General features: G+C 48.1%; 9 protein-coding genes. 4 read left to right on the forward strand and 5 right to left on the reverse strand.

The annotated features are described in order from the left end of the window. Nucleotides 1–10: 10 nt before the first annotated feature. Nucleotides 11–817 (reverse strand): septum site-determining protein MinC, encoded by an 807-nt coding sequence (gene minC, locus J7438_RS02745; RefSeq protein ID WP_209275358.1) that lies wholly within the window; start codon nucleotides 815–817, stop codon nucleotides 11–13. A 130-nt stretch (nucleotides 818–947) separates the two neighbouring features. On the opposite strand from minC, the gene lpxL reads away from it, so the two are divergent. Then, nucleotides 948–1,901 (forward strand): LpxL/LpxP family Kdo(2)-lipid IV(A) lauroyl/palmitoleoyl acyltransferase, encoded by a 954-nt coding sequence (gene lpxL / locus J7438_RS02750; protein ID WP_209275359.1) that lies wholly within the window; start codon nucleotides 948–950, stop codon nucleotides 1,899–1,901. 238 nt (nucleotides 1,902–2,139) lie between these two features. Here the strand turns inward: lpxL and J7438_RS02755 are convergent, their stop codons facing one another. Further along, nucleotides 2,140–2,829, reverse strand: coding sequence for a hypothetical protein (locus tag J7438_RS02755; RefSeq protein ID WP_209275360.1), 690 nt, complete (start codon nucleotides 2,827–2,829; stop codon nucleotides 2,140–2,142). 584 nt (nucleotides 2,830–3,413) lie between these two features. Here J7438_RS02755 and J7438_RS02760 point away from each other — a divergent pair. Continuing rightward, nucleotides 3,414–5,363, forward strand: coding sequence for a BCCT family transporter (locus J7438_RS02760; RefSeq protein ID WP_209275361.1), 1,950 nt, complete (start codon nucleotides 3,414–3,416; stop codon nucleotides 5,361–5,363). A gap of 92 nt (nucleotides 5,364–5,455) precedes the next feature. Here J7438_RS02760 and J7438_RS02765 read toward each other — a convergent pair whose 3' ends face one another. Together J7438_RS02765 and J7438_RS02770 are read right to left on the reverse strand one after the other, a co-directional pair. After that, on the reverse strand, nucleotides 5,456–7,291 hold the full coding sequence (locus tag J7438_RS02765; RefSeq protein WP_209275362.1) for a S8 family serine peptidase: 1,836 nt from the start codon (nucleotides 7,289–7,291) through the stop codon (nucleotides 5,456–5,458). A gap of 139 nt (nucleotides 7,292–7,430) precedes the next feature. Then, the gene (locus J7438_RS02770; RefSeq protein WP_209275363.1) at nucleotides 7,431–9,335 is read right to left on the reverse strand and encodes a S8 family serine peptidase; all 1,905 of its coding nucleotides are present in this window, start codon (nucleotides 9,333–9,335) and stop codon (nucleotides 7,431–7,433) included. A 629-nt stretch (nucleotides 9,336–9,964) separates the two neighbouring features. Here J7438_RS02770 and J7438_RS02775 point away from each other — a divergent pair. Together J7438_RS02775 and J7438_RS02780 are read left to right on the forward strand one after the other, a co-directional pair. Next, nucleotides 9,965–10,927: a hypothetical protein gene (locus J7438_RS02775; RefSeq protein ID WP_209275364.1), complete on the forward strand. Its 963-nt coding sequence runs from the start codon at nucleotides 9,965–9,967 to the stop codon at nucleotides 10,925–10,927. A 646-nt stretch (nucleotides 10,928–11,573) separates the two neighbouring features. Beyond that, nucleotides 11,574–12,530, forward strand: coding sequence for a hypothetical protein (locus J7438_RS02780; protein WP_209275365.1), 957 nt, complete (start codon nucleotides 11,574–11,576; stop codon nucleotides 12,528–12,530). 148 nt (nucleotides 12,531–12,678) lie between these two features. Here J7438_RS02780 and rapA read toward each other — a convergent pair whose 3' ends face one another. Further along, the gene (rapA, locus tag J7438_RS02785) at nucleotides 12,679–15,555 is read right to left on the reverse strand and encodes an RNA polymerase-associated protein RapA (RefSeq protein WP_209275366.1); all 2,877 of its coding nucleotides are present in this window, start codon (nucleotides 15,553–15,555) and stop codon (nucleotides 12,679–12,681) included. Nucleotides 15,556–15,773 lie beyond the last annotated feature (218 nt).

Consider the following 15,773-nt stretch of genomic DNA (forward strand, 5'->3'; position numbering starts at 1 on the left):
CCAGTATTTCTTAAAGTTTCTTTATGTGCAAGCTTTGTGCCTCGAGGGATACAATAACACTGCCGCCCCATAGAGGATCACTGTTATTGGTTGCTGAGGGCATTTTATACTGACCGTTGATGGAAATGAGTTCGGCTTCAAACTGCAGACAGAAAATACGGGCGTCAGTATTGCCATTGACACCTGCCAGGGCCCGGCCGCGTAATGGACCATAGACGTGTATATTACCGGCGGCCAGAAGTTCTGCACCGGAACTGACCGGACTGGTAATGACCAGATCGCCCTCGGCATAGACCTGCTGACCAGAGCGGATCGGATGTTCTATAAGCGTGGTCTTATGAATGACTGGTGATGTTTGCGCCTGGTTGGCACTCTCTGCTGCAGTGGGACTGGTGGTGTGGGATTTCTGCATGATGACCACGTTGGTTTCCACATGGCTTTCCACATGAGCAGCAGAATTTTCTTCTGACCGGTTCCGTTGCCTTGGTGACGGGAGCCAGGGAATGCCTGCCATCATGGCGTCCTGTTTAAGGCTTTCCTGGCCGCCACGAACAGCAATCAGGATCAGGCCAAACTGTTGCAGGCTATGGCGCAGTTGGTAAAGATCAATGGGTGGTTGTTCCGGGCTGAGCTGGTCGAAGGCGATGATGACCGGTGTCTGCTGGAAAAACTTGGGAGCCTTGCGCGTCATGTTCTCCAGCTGATTGGTAATATCCGCGGGATTGGTAGAATGCAATTCAAGAGTAGTCAGTGTATAAATACCACCGGTCATCTTGAAAGCTGCAGCGGCAGTACCGGTTTGCAGTTGAAGGGTCATAAAGTACAACTCTGATTGTGTATAACGACTTTGTATGACGAGAGTCAGCAGATTAAATGGTCAGCTTTTTATACAACAGAGTCTAGCGTAGAGAACTCAACGTTCAGATACAAGTATTGAATTAACCTATATGTCGCAAAACCCTGATGTTAACAAGCAGGCTGATGCCCGTGCAGACGACGTCTTTCGTCGGGCCTATCTGCACCCGAAGTACTGGCTTACCTGGCTGGTGATCGGGCTTACCGTTATCCCTTCGCTATTGCCTTATCGCTGGCTTCTCCAACTGGGACGATGGCTTGGACGTACCATTTATCATGTAGCGGGTGACCGTGTTCATGTTGCCCGGGTGAATCTGGAGAAGTGTTTTCCCGAGTTGAGCCAGGATGAAAGAGAGGTACTGCTGAAGAAAAACTTTGAGTCAGTCGGCATTGGTATTATGGAGGTCACCATCGCCTGGTGGTGGCCTTCCGGCAGGCTGGGCAACATCGTTTCTTATCAAGGGCTGGAAAATCTGGAGTCTGATGATGGTGCGCTCCTGATGGTTATGCATTTCACCACCATAGAACTGGCAGGTCGCCTGATTACCCAGCGCCACAGTGTGGATGCTACCTATCGAGAGCATGGGAACCCGGTTTTTGAATACGTTCAGCGTCGTTTAAGGCATCGTTTTGATCCTGGCAGCCAGTTGCTGAGAAGGAAGGATGTTCGTGGCATGCTGCGCTCATTAAAGTCGGGCAGGACCGTCTGGTACTCTCCTGACCAGGACTATGGTATCAAAAATGGGCTCTATGTGCCTTTCTTCGATATTCCCGCAGCGACCATTACCAGTACCTCACGCCTTGCCAAAGCGGGCAGGGCGAAAGTGATTCCCATGACGGTGACTCGCCTGGCTGACGCCAAAGGCTACCGGGTTCAACTGCATTGTGCCCTGGAAGGGATTCCTTCCGGTGATGACTATCAGGATGCGCTGCAGGTTAACCAGTTTGTCGAGCAGCAAATTCGTAAGCATCCTGAGCAGTATATGTGGCTTCATCGGCGGTTTAAAAATCGCCCTGAGGGTGAGGCTGACTTTTACCGTGGTTGATGACTGTCTGGATGCTCAGTGGTTGAGTGTCCAGAAATATCCTTGTCAGAAATAGCGTTTTCCGCGTTCCCACCGAAGTTAACAGCTGGATGGACGCTGCTAAGTAGTTGGCCAGATAGTACGATTCCATTTGGTTAACTACTTATTATATTGAATAAAGCCATCAGCACTTCCCTGATGTCTGAAAATACCTATAGAACCCGTCGTTCAATGGCCATTTCTTTTTGTCACAATTTATTTATGGCTTAAGGCCATAAATAATGGCTCGCTGTTGAGCTTGCTGGAAAGTATTGCGAAAAAGTAAATCCATATTCTCACGTAATTGATCAACACTGACATCTTCCCCTCTTTGGTCGACTGGAGGAAAAAGCTTCTGTAAGTTCACAACTTTATCATCATTACTCATATTTTGATCAAACAAAAATTCCCTCAGTTGAGCAAAAAATTGTTTGTTTTTTTTCATAAGCTGATACTGATCACTATGAACCTTAACCCATTGTGTTCCTTCATAATCTTCCTCAACACTGTAAAAGCCACCTTGGTATTCACCATAAAGCATTTTCTCGGCGCACCAACAGGGCTGGCCAATCCTGGCGTTCAAAATGGTTTTAAGATCACTGAATCGAGTGTCATGAATTAACTTTGCCAATGGTTGATATTTAATGGGGTCAGCTTTGAATAAATCATCTGGATCTTCAAGACCATTGAATATTCCCGGATGATCTTTGTTTAATCGTTCAATTGTCTCTCGCTTTAAAGTTCCCGGAGAAGAATAAGAGCCAACATATAAGAGATAAAAATCATCATCAGAAGACAACTTTAGCTCAACAGAATCACCAGAGATAGATTCCGGCTGATTCGGCTCTGTTGGCGACTGGCCAGCACCGGCAATGTACGAAGATGTTAGAGAAGAAGAGGGAGGAATCATAAGTCATACCGTTACTTGTTTATCTGGTAGGACAAAATAAAAACAGGAGGGTTCCCTGAACATAATAAAATAATTACATAATTCCAGATCACTGTCGGTAAGGCAGACTACCAGGCTGAATAGTTGTACTCTTGTTGGGATAGACCGATTCTTTTCCCGCTCCAATGGTTGTTCCTGCCGTGGGTTTGTCAATAAAAATCTGACGTCGTCTATCTGTAAATGTGATTATCCTGAGTGCAACACTCATCACGACAGTGACATAAACGTAGCAAAGAATATCGAAGCCGAGGTTAGTCGGGGAGCACCTGCCCTGTAGCGATCCGGGAACCCTCCCCCGACGTGAGGCGAGTGTCAGAAACTATTCAATATGCACAATAATGGATATTTCCGTAGATTTTGTAGGTCTTTATGCTTATTATCTCTTCGAAAACTCCGGTGCATAAATGACCGGTTCGAATGGCATATCAGGCAGGATGTTTACCATGAACATGTAGCCGAAAAAAATTGACGTCCCTTTTTGTTAAAAACTGATAACTATTGTTTTCACAGCTGCAACGGCTGTTTATTATTGAAGACCAAAAATTATGGAAGAGCATTTTAAGCTTGTTGATAAGCCGACCTTTTTTGGTGCGGTTATTTTGTTGATCTCGGTGGTTATACCGTTGGCACTGTTTCCGGATGAGGGCGCTCACTGGATTGCCATCGCAAAAACTTTTATGACGGACACAATGGGGGTGCTTTATCTGGGCCTGGGGCTGGCTGCCGTGGTGTTTATGGCCTACGTGGTATTTTCCGATATTGGCCAGATCAAGCTGGGTGATGCCAATGAGAAGCCGGAGTATTCGACCACTTCATGGGCGGCCATGCTGTTCTGTGGTGGCATCGGTGCCAGCATTCTCTACTGGGGTTGTATTGAGTGGGCCTACTATTATCAGTCACCGCCTTTTCAGCTGGCCTCGGGCAGTGAAGAGGCGGTTCGCTGGGCGGCCACTTACGGTATCTTCCACTGGGGACCTGTTGCCTGGTGCATTTATATGATTCCGGCCATTCCCATTGCCTACTTTTTTCATGTGCGCAAAAATCCGGTGCTGAAGGTATCTGCAGCCCTGATGCCGGTACTGGGAGAAGCCCGCAGTAAAGGGCCTCTGGGCAAGGTGATTGACGTGCTGTTTATTTTTGGCCTGCTCGGTGGTGCTGCCACCACGCTGGGTCTGGCGGCACCGTTGATCAATGAGGGCATTACCTACCTGACCGGTATTCCAGCCACCAATGGCACCCAGATTGGTGTATTAATGGTGTGTACGGCACTGTTCGCCTATTCCTCGTACAAGGGAATGGATGGTGGTATCAAACTGTTGAGTAACATCAACTTCTGGGGAGCCCTGGGTCTGCTGGCTTTTGTCCTGGTGGTGGGGCCTACGCTGTTTATGGTGGAGACGGGTCTGGACTCCATTGGGCGGATGCTGTCCAACTTCTTTGTGATGGCCACCTGGGCAGAACCTTTCGGTGGTTATGGTACCTTTGAAGATACCCACTTCCCTCAGGACTGGACCATCTTCTACTGGGCCTGGTGGCTGGTATATGCACCCAGTATGGGATTGTTCGTAGCCCGTATTTCCAAAGGGCGAACCATTAAACAGATGGTTGGCGGTGCGATTTTCTGTGGCTCCCTGGGGTGTGCCGTGTACTTTATCGTGCTGGGTAACTTCGGTCTGTCTCTTCAGCTTTCCGGTCAACTGGATGTTGTGGGTATTCTCAATACTGAAGGCGCAACAACCGCTATATTCAGTGTGCTTGAGCAGCTGCCCTTCAGTTACCTGGTGATCGTACTGTTCACCTTGCTCTGTATTATCTTTACTGCGACCACCTTTGACTCCATCTCCTTTATTCTCGCGTCAGTTGTCCAGACTAATGTGACCGAAGATCCCATGCGCTGGAACCGTCTGTTCTGGGCATTCACTCTGTCGCTGATGCCTTCTGTGCTGATGTTTATGGGTGGTCTGGTCACCTTGCAGACGGCAGCGATTGTAGGCGGTCTGCCGCTGCTGGTGATTGCGGTGATGTTGATGGTTTCAGCGGTGAAAGCCACCATGCTGGATATCTCCCGCCAGGAAGGCTACGAAGAACCCACCATCAATATTGAAGAGCTGCCGGAAGTGGACCCGTGGAGCCTGGAAGGTTCTGCCCTGGCCCGCTTTGAACAGTTGAAAGATCAGGCGACAGAAGCCGTAATTGCAGAACGTCAGGCCCATGAAGCGCTGGCTGCACTGAAAAAGCAGATTCGTCGGGAGGCTATGGCTCGTGGTGCAACGGGTTCTGATCTGGGAGATGCGCCAGCGCATATGCTTGAGGAGGTTGAGCGATTAACCCAGGTTGCCATCGAGGCCAATGAGAAGAGGCAGGCTGCTTCTGAATTGGCCCAGCAGGCTCGAATGGAATTCAATGAGCTTATGCGTCAGAAACAAGAGGGGCTTCGTGAATTGGAGCGCCTTCAGGCTAAGGAAGAAATTCTGATGCGTATGGGCAGAGCTTGATTCTCTGAAGTTGGAACTTTGCCCGACCCTTTTGTTGGGGGTTGGGCATTGTGCTGTGTTGCAGTTGGCCAAATGGAATCGAATATTTCTGACTAAACGTCAATTCCGGGCTGTCTTTTGCCTGATCTGAACAGCATGCGTCTGAGGGGGGTGCCTGATGGACGTTGCAACCGTCTGCCACCAGAAAGAATTGTGTCATCATCTGTTGTTATCACACCCGAAGTGCCTGCTGTGTTACTGCTTGCCTGTTTTGCTGGTGTTGTTTTTATCTTTCTGGGCTTATAGGCTATTTTTTGCCGCCTGAATTCTCTCGGGTAACAAGCAATTAAAATAATCGCCACAATCAAGAATCCATTGAACACGATCATTAAAAGATCTTTTTTCCACTGAAACTCACTGCCTGATTGATTACCGGATTCTTCAAGCGTCTGTCCTGCGGCAAAAGCCACCGCTTTGCCAATATCAAGATGCCCACTACCACAGTAGTCTTTAGTGCATCGTTTAAATGAGTTCCCGGTAGAAAAAGCGGTCTCTATCATGTTGATGGTAATCGTTATGGGCGAATCAAGGATATAACACCAGACAGGTCTTTGAAACGGACGGCTGGTATTAATCAGTATTGCCCGGATGTCATCGGGCGTCAGACTGCTGTTCACCGAGTGCATCAGGGCAGCAGCCTGAGAGACAAGGGCTGCAGTAGCGCTGGTGCCAACCGCCCCGGTGAATGACTCGGCCAATGGGGTTGTCTTTCCGGTATTGCTGGTGGTGATAACTCCGTTACCCACAATGGCAGAAATGGTAATGGGTGGGCCGTAGTTGGAATCAGGGGCTAACCAGGATGCTGTGGCCTGTGCACCAACGGCGATGACATGAGGGCAGTTTGCATGACGATGACTGCTGGCGGGCATTGCCTTATTTGCAGCAGATGCAATAACCGTAATATTTTTTCGGTATAATACCTCGAACACCGTCTCAAGCACGGTGCAGTTATCCGTTTTGCCTATAGAGAGATTAATGACTTTTGCGGGATGAGTATTAAGGGGAGTACCGGCAATTGGTATTCCGGCAGCCCACTTTAACGCATTGATCAAGTCTTTATCTGTCCCTGAGCAGCTGCTTTGACCCAAAAACCGTATGGGTTGAATTTTGATGATATTTGGCAATGGCAAAACATCGTCTTTATTGACCGACGTCCCGGCAATGATTCCGGCCATTTCTGTACCATGCCACCAACAGCACAATAAATCCGTGGAGCTTCCCTCTTGGGTGGGGGTGTTGTCATAACCGTTCCCATCCCCGGCACACTTCGGGTCGCTGATAAAGTCATAACCCGGCACCAACCGGTCATTGAGTGCACTGTGAGGAATAATGCCACTATCAATAACCGCAACAACGACCGGCGATGGCTGGAGGCTGGTGAGCAGGTTCAGTGCAGGCGTTGATAAGGTATCCTGACTGGTTTCATGGGAGATTGCATAAATGCATTGGGGTAGTCGAGGTAATAGTTGGTCGAGCCCTCCAGTCCGGGTGTTATGCTCCTTTGGGTTTTTGTGCTGATGCGGTTTTACGTGAGGACCATTATCGCGAGTCGCACTGGACCTTTTTTGGCTGGAGGTTTGGTCAAAGGTTTGATCGAACAGGTGCTTGAGGTCGGGTAATATATCATCAATACCAGCCTGCCCTGATTTATCACTGTCAAGGTATGGTGGGATAGAGTGATAGCCATTGTGTTGCAGGAAAATGTTGCGGACCGGGCTGGCATTAACCACGTTTACCGGGGGGCTGGTAAGCCAGGGTCTGATATCACATTCCGGTGGGCGTGAGATATTACGGCTTTGCAGGCCGCTTTGCAGGGAAAATTGTCTTCTTTCGCTGGCGTGTGCGGGTCGCTGTGTCGAGAAAAGCAGCCCCAGGGCAGTTAGTGTCACTTTCGCTACCCGGTATATCGACCATCTGCGGGGGCTTATTCTGACATGGCTCTGGCAAGTTGGTGAGGGGGATAAGTTGTTATCAAAGCGAATATATGACAGATCAATATGATGGTTATTCATTAGGTTGATCGCTTGCTTAAATGTCAGTTCCAGGCAGTCTTTTACCTGACCTGAGCAGCATGCCTTTGGGAATATTGACTGATGGACGCTGCAATTGTTTGCCGCTGCGAAGCATCATGCCATCATCTACCATTATCACAACAGAAGTACTCACAGTGTTACGGGTTGCCTCTTCTGCTTCGATTTCTGCTTCGATTTCTGCTTCTACTTCTGATGGTGTTATCTGCCTTGGCCTATAAGTTATTTTTTGCAGTTTTTCCTCCGGGCCATTAGCAAGTAAAAGAATTAATGGTAGAGCTGACAGGATGATTATTAATGATCCATGAAAAATGATCGTTGGAAGATCATCTGCCCACTGGAACTCACTACCTAATTGATCACCTGATTGTTCAAGCGCTTTTTCTGCGGCAAAGGCCACCGCTTTGCCAATATCAAGATGCCCACTGCCACAGAGGGTTTTTGTACACTGTTTGGGTAAGTATTTGGTGGAAAAAACGATGTTTTTAGTGCCGAGGAGAGTTGCTATCGAATCAGCGTTGTAACACCCGTCAGGTGCTTGAAAAGGACGGCTGGTGTTCATCAGTATTGCCCGGATGTCATCGGGCGTCAGCCTGCTGTTCACCGAGTGCATCAAGGCAGCAGCCTGAGAAACAAGGGCAGCAGCAGCACTGGTACCGTCCGACTTGGTGAATGTATCTGCCAGTGGGATTGTCCTTCCGGTATTGAAGGTGGTTATCACTCCCTTACCCACAATGGCAGAAATGGTGATGGGGGGGCCGAAGTTGGAATAACTGGCTAACAAGGATTCTGTTAACTGCGCACCAACGGCGATGACATGAGGGCAGTTTGAATAACAATTATTGCTATTGCTGGCTGGTATTGCCTCATTGCCAGCACCTGCAATAACGGTAATATTTCTCTGGTATAACGCTTTGAACAGTGTCTCATACGGCGTACAGTCACACATTCCGCTAATTGAGAGATTAATGACTTTGGCGGGATTAGTATTAAGGGGAGCGTCGGCAACCTGCATTCCCGCAGCCCATTTTAACGCATTGATGAAGTCTTCACGTGTTCCGCCGCAACGGCTATGGCGGCCCAAATACCGGATGGGTTGAATCTTGATAATATTTTGCAATGGCGAAACGTCATCTTTATTGATGGACGCTCCTGCAATAACTCCAGCCATTCTTGTACCGTGCCAGGGGCGCGATAAGCCCGTGAAGATGCCCTCGTCGGTGGGGGTGTCGTCATAACCGTTCCCATCCCCGGCACACTCCGGATCGCTGATAAAGTCATAACCTGGTACGATCCGGTCATTAAGCGCTCTGTGCGGAATAATGCCACTATCAATAACCGCAACGACGGTGGGCGATGTCTGGTGGGTGGTGAGCAGATTCAGTGTGGACGTTGTTAAGGTGTTCTGGCTGGTATATTCATACGAGGTGTTAAAAGGGCATTGGGGCCGTTGGGGTGGTTCAGGTGATAGCTGGTAGAGCCAGCCCATCCCGGCGTTATGTTCCTTTGAATTTTTGTGGTGATGCTGTTTGATGTGAGGGGATTTATCGTCAGTGTACATTGTCTGGTCGAAGGTTTGATCAAACAGATGCTTGAGGTCGGGTAAGATTTCATCAATATCTGTCTGTCCTGATTCATCACTATCAAGGCATGTTGGAATAGAGTGATGGTTATTGTGCTGCAGAAAAATGTCTGTGACAGGGCTGGTTTTATCCACGTTGACCAGGGAGCGGCTCAGCCAGGATTTGATATCAGATTCCAACAGGTGGGAGATATTACGGCTTTGCAGCCCTCTTTGCAGGGTTTGCTGGGTTTGCAGAGAAAGTTGCCTTCTTTCACTGCTGTGTGTGAGTTGCTGTGTTGAGAAAAGTAGCCCCAGGGCCGTTAGTGTCACTTTTGCCACCCGGTATAATGACCACCTGCCGGGGCTTTCTCTGTAATGGCTCTGAAAAGTTGGCGGGGAGGATAAGTTGTTGTCAAACCGGATATATGAACGGTCAACAGGGTAATTATTTATCATTAATCTCCAGAGGTCATTAATAAAACAGTGAGTTTGACAACGGCTTAATTCACAGGTTTCCACTGTGACAGGATAGTTGTCTGGCAGGGTGAACGCTTAAAATTTCTTTGCAATCAGAAAAGATTGCATTTGGTGATACTGGAAACAGACACGGGCTAACGACATTGTGGTGGTATACATCTGGCTAGAAAGTCCTCGAAAAGTTTGTAGAGGAAATTTGCAACCTGATTAGAAGGGAATTGGTTGAGTCACATAGGTATTTTGACTGATCGTATGAAAAGTTGGAACTTATCACAAGGCTAATGGTCAATAAAGTCGTAATGAAATAATTGCTAATCTCCGTTTGGAATGAGTCTGACCAATTCAGGCACTGCCACTTATTCGAAGCAGATAGGGTGGAAAAATAAAGGGAATTATTGGCAGGCTTTTCCTGAGAGAAAAATCCGGCATTGACTGCAACTTGTGGTCAGTCCTGAAGATCTTTTAACTCATAAAAGTATGAGAATACTAACATGTTTCCTGCAACTACTTGCACAACAGATCAATCTGCCTCCAGCACAGCCCAGCCGACGTCTGACAGCTCAGCATTATTAAGTGCTGCCTTTTCCAAAGCCTTTCAAAGATATGTCATGACGTTGTCTGGCATGAACGAATGCAGTCTGACTATTCAAGAAATGTTGAAGTTCATAAATGATCATTTCCCTCGTGAAATGTTAAATTTTCAAAAATCCCTGGAGGATCGAGAGTTGACCGTTGCTGAAAATTCCTGTGAGACCAAGGCTGTAACGATACATCCAATGGGGAAACTGTTGGATAAATACGAGTGCTTTGAATTGCCTGAAAATTTGAATAGTTTGGTGAAGGATTTTAACTTTAAACTAAATCATTTTAAAAACAATTTGCAAGATAGTGAAAATCCTTCAGAACTGAGAAAAATGAATTTGCTAATGTTTTCAACACGATTGTACGATTTTGGAAAGGATATTCTCAAAAAGACTAACTGCTTAATATCCCGTGCGGATAAAAAAAATGCAGAGGAGATACAATGGAATCTTAATACATGGCACAATTCAGTTAAAATTCTTAGTGAGGGAGTGCTTGATCCGTTACTTGATGAAACAGAAGGACTCAATCAAAATTCCATCGAGAAGGATAACGCAATTTCCCTTCTGGATGAAATACAAAAACTTCTGCAAAAGCATGGAAAAAAAGATTATTACAAGATTGATATTTTATTAAGATCTTTGGCTAATGGTATGTTTCGCGAAACTGCTCGTTCCCGCTTGAGTGGTTATATTCTTACTGATTTTATTGGCAGTGGGGACTTGGTAGTTTTCCAGAAAACCATGCAGCTGTTATTTGATTATTATCAATTCACCCCATACGATGGGCCTCTTGGGGAAATTGGGACAGACCTCTGCGACACTATTAAAATGTATGCAGCAATGAAGAAGCCGACTGGGTTCTTTTTTTAATTCTGTGACTGGTGGAGGAAGTGGACTCGTGGAGCCTGTAAGGTTCTGCACTGGCCCGCTTTGAATAGCTGAAGGATCAGGCAGCAGAAGCCGTAATTGCAGAACGTCAGGCCCTTGAAGCCCTGGCTGCATTAAAAAAGCAGATTCGCCGGGAGGCTATGGCTCGTGGTGCAACGGGGTCTGATCTGGGCGATGCGTCTGCAGGCTTAAGAAGAAATTCTGATGAGTATGGGCAGAGCTTGATTTTTTGAAGTTTAACTACTGCCCAGCCTTGTTGGTAAAAGAGGGGTTAACGACAGTGTGGTGGTAAACATCTGTCAAGTAAGCCCACGTAAAATTTGTAGAGGAAATTCGCAACCTGATTATGAGGGAATTGGTTGCATCACATAGGTATTTTGACTGATCGTATGAAAAGTTGGAACTTACCGCAAGCCTGCTGGTCTATAAAGGCGTAATGAAATAATTGCTAATCTCCGTATGGAATGAGTCTGACCAAATCAGGCACTGCCACTTGTTCGAAGCAGAAAGAGTGGCAAAGTGAAGAAAATTATTGGCAGGCTTTTTCTGAGAGATTAATCCGGCATTGACTGCAACTTATGGTCATTCCTGAATATCCTTTAACTCATAAAAGTATGAGAACACTAACATGTTTACAACTACCAACACAGATCAGTTTGCCTCCAATACCTGCACAGCCCAGCCGATGTCTGGCAAATTAACTGCTGCCGTTTCTAAAACCTTTCAAAGCCATGTCATGACGTTGCCTGACGAGAAAGAACGCAGCGAAACTCTTCAAAAAATGTTGAATTTCATAAAGGTTCATTTCCCTGGTGAAATGTCAGATTTTTCTCGAACATCCTTGGATAAACGAAGGATGACCCCTGCTGAAAATTCCTCTGAGTCCATGGATGTATCGATACGTCCAATGCGGAAACTGTTGGATAAATACGAGTGCTCTGATTTACCTGAACATTTGAATAGCCTGGTAGATAGTTTTAATGCAGAACTGAAACGTATAAAAAATATTGAAGAAAATACCGAAATCATCCCGTCTCTGAAAAAACGTGACATGAAAAGATTTTCAGAAGCTATAGTTGATTTCGGAAGGTATATTTACAAACAGTCTAGTCCGCTATGTGAGGCAGACAACCGGGGTGGTTGTACAGCCTCTGACTGTGTAACTGCTGCAATTAAAACAAAAAGTAATCTTGAATCATGGCATAACGCAATTAAAATCCTTTGTGAGGGAGTTTTTGATCCGTTATTTGCTGAACTGGGAAGCCCTGATAACAATGCCAGTGAGAAGGTTAAGGCGATTGAACTGTTGAATAAAATGCAACAAATAATGCAGACTTATGAAAGAGAAGATTATTTCAAAATTGATAGAATATTAAATATGATAGAACAAGGTGTTTATCGAGTTAAAGCTCAACCCTACTTGAGTGGATTGATTTTCGAGGATTTTTTTAATATTGGGGATCTGATAGTTTTTCAGGAAACCATGCAGATGTTATTTGATTATTATCAATTCACTCCCGAGTCTGCTCTTACTAAAGTTCCACCAAAACTTAACGACATTATCAAAAGCTATGCATCAAAATAGTCTGAATAGTTATTCAGTGGTTGGTGTAAAAAGTCAGGGCTACTAATGAGCTGTTATATAATAACATCAATATTTCAATAGGCATTGCCCGCTACCAGCAAAAGCCGAGGTGTCTTTTGCTGGTAGCGGTCAATCCCCCCAGACTAACTCAACCAGCAATCATAATCCGTAGCGCATCCAGTCGAAGTACCGCTTTTTGCAGTGCCTGATGCCCCAGGGCTGCACGGTTTTTCAGATATTCAATCTCTTCACCACGGACGTTCGGGTTGACGACTTTAAGCGCCGCCAGTCGTTTGATCTCTTCAGTGACATCGGTCAGCAGGTTCTGGCAGGCCTGATTAACGATGGGTTGTACCCGATCTTTGGCATACCCTTCGGCTTTATCCAGCATGGCCAGAAAAGGTGCCCGCTGGGCATTCACCAGTTTTTTGGCAACACCCCGTTTCAAAGGCTGAAGCTGGGCGTTCAGGGTATCAAACGCCACTTTTTCGGACAGGTCATTGAACCCCGGGTCGATCAGACAGCGGATCGGTGTGGCTGGCAGGTAGCGGTCCAGCTGCAGAGTTCGGTCGGCGCTGGTTTCTACGACGTAAATCGCTTCCAGCAGCATGGTGCCGGGCTTCAGGGCTTTGTTTTTGAGCAAAGCCACAGAGGTATTCCCCAGCTCGCTGGTCAGCACCATGTCCATGCCTTCGGCAACGATGGGATGCTCCCAGGTCAGGAAGTGCATGTCTTCTCTGGACAGTGCCATGTCCCGGTCAAAGGTGACGGTCATGCCATCATCCGGCAGGCCGGGGAAGGTGGTGATCATGTGGCTGCCCGGGCGAATCACCAGACAGTGTTTGGAATAGTCTTCCGCCTCGACACCAAAGCCTTCGAACAGCTTCTCCATAAACCGCTTGAGCTGTCTTGGCTGTTCCTGCTCTTCGATGTCGTTGATCATATCTTCATTGGAGATCAGGCCCCGGGAGTTCAGCTCCAGCAGTCGGTCTCTGCCTTTATGAAGGTGCTCCATCTGTTGCCGGTTCAATTGGGCTGCCTGGTTCAGCAGGGTATCCATGGCTTCTGTGGAGGCTTGGCTGCCCGGTTGCAGATAAGGCAACAGCGCTTCACCCAGTTGCATCTGCACCATGCTACCGGCAGGGCAGGTATCGGCAAAGGCGTTCAATCCCAGCTCGTACCAGTGGAACAGCGCCTCCTGACCGGTGCCAGACAGATAGGGCACATGAATCTTGATGGCTTCAGTCTGGCCAATACGATCCAGTCGGCCAATACGCTGTTCCAGCAGGTCGGGATGTTCGGGCAGATCAAACAGTACCAGATGGTGGGCAAACTGGAAGTTACGGCCTTCACTGCCAATTTCTGAACACACCAGTACCTGGGCACCATGCTCTCCTTCGGCAAAGAAGGCCGCAGCACGATCCCGCTCAATAATGCTCATGTTTTCGTGGAAAACCGCTGCCGGAATGCCGGACAGTATGCGCAGGGCATTTTCCAGGTCCAGTGCCGTATTGGCATTGGCACAGATAACCAGTACCTTCTCTTTCTTCAGCAGTTTCAGCAGGTTCATCAGCCAGTCTACCCGGGGATCGACTTTCCACCAGGGGTCCATATCATCGACACGGATCTGGGCCTGATAAGCCAGCTCCGGATAAAGGTTATGGCGGTAGTTGGACTCTTCTTCCAGGGCGATTTCGTAAAGTTCCGGCAGCACCTGGGGGTAGCCCTGGGCAGCTCGACCAGAGAATCCGCCAACGGCTGCCCGGGTATTACGAAACATTACGCGGCCGGTACCATGACGATCCAGCAGGCGGCGCAGCAGCTGGGTGCGGGCAGTATTTCGAGCCTCTTTATCACCCTGGTCAAGGATATCAATCAGCGACTTGCTGTCTTCTCCAAGAAAGCTGATCAGATGGTCCCTTGCCTTGGCAGGGAGCGTCTGATTGTCATTGTTCAGAAGTTCCTGAACAGCTTCTGCCACCGGCTCATAACGGCTTTCTTCCGCTTCAAAGGCGGCAAGGTCATGGAAGCGGTCCGGGTCCAGCAGGCGCAGATGGGCAAAGTGGCTTTTGGCTCCCATCTGCTCCGGCGTTGCGGTCAGCAGCAGGAGTCCCGGAATCTGCAGGGACAGCGCTTCAACACAGCGGTATTCCGCATTGGTCTCTTCTTCAGACCAGATAAGGTGATGGGCTTCATCCACAATCAACAGGTCGAAGTCCGCTTCCAGTGCCTGTTTACGGCGCTCGTCATCATGGCAGAGAAAGCCGATGCTGCTGACAATCAGCTGCTCGGTATTAAACGGGTTTTCATCCGGAGACTGACGGCAGCGCTCTTCATCAAAGACACTGAAGCGCAGATTGAAACGGCGCAGCATCTCCACCAGCCACTGATGTACCAGGCTTTCCGGCAAGAGAATCAGCACCCGGCTGGCACGGCCTGTAATCAGTTGTTGGTGCAGTATCAGGCCAGCTTCAATGGTTTTACCCATACCCACTTCGTCGGCCAGCATAACCCGTGGCGCATGGCGCTGGGAAACCTCCCGGGCAATATGCAGCTGGTGGGGAATCAAGCTGGTGCGTGGGCCAATCAGGCCGCGCATCGGGGACTTACGCAGACCGTAGTTATAGTGGAGTGTCTTGTAACGCAGGGTAAAGTTGCTGTTCTGGTCAATCTGGCCTGCCAGCATACGATCCTGAGGCTTGTTGAAGCGAATATGGTTGCCCAGCTCGGCTTCTGGCAGCTGTCGTGTTTCTCCGTCAGGGAGGGTGCCGCAGTAGGTCAGCAGGCCATCTTTCTCAATCACCTCGGTGACCAGCATAATCCAGCCCTCGTGGCTTTCGACACGATCTCCGGGGTTGAACTCAACGCGGGTCAGAGGGCAGTTGTTTATGGAGTAAAGCCGGGTTTCCCCGGTGGCAGGAAACAGCAGGGTGACCATACGACTGTCAAAGGTGAGCACAGTGCCCAGTCCCTGTTCGGTCTCAGTATCACTAATCCAGCGTTGCCCAGAAACGAAACTCGTCATATTTGACTACTAACCTTGCCTGACTGACAGACCGCCATTATACGTTACCGCCCTGGCGGTGCGTAGGCCGGAGATGGACCGGCGGACTGTATTTTGAAAATGGTTTACGGTGAGAGAGCCTCTGTATCGAACAGCAGGTTCTCAGGCTACTCGGGCCATCCCAATCATACGCTTCCCCGCAGTGTTCTGCCTGAAGATTATGACCGATGTACCAAAAA

The sequence above is a fragment of the Thalassotalea sp. G20_0 genome (assembly GCF_017744175.1).
Lineage (GTDB): Bacteria > Pseudomonadota > Gammaproteobacteria > Pseudomonadales > Endozoicomonadaceae > Endozoicomonas.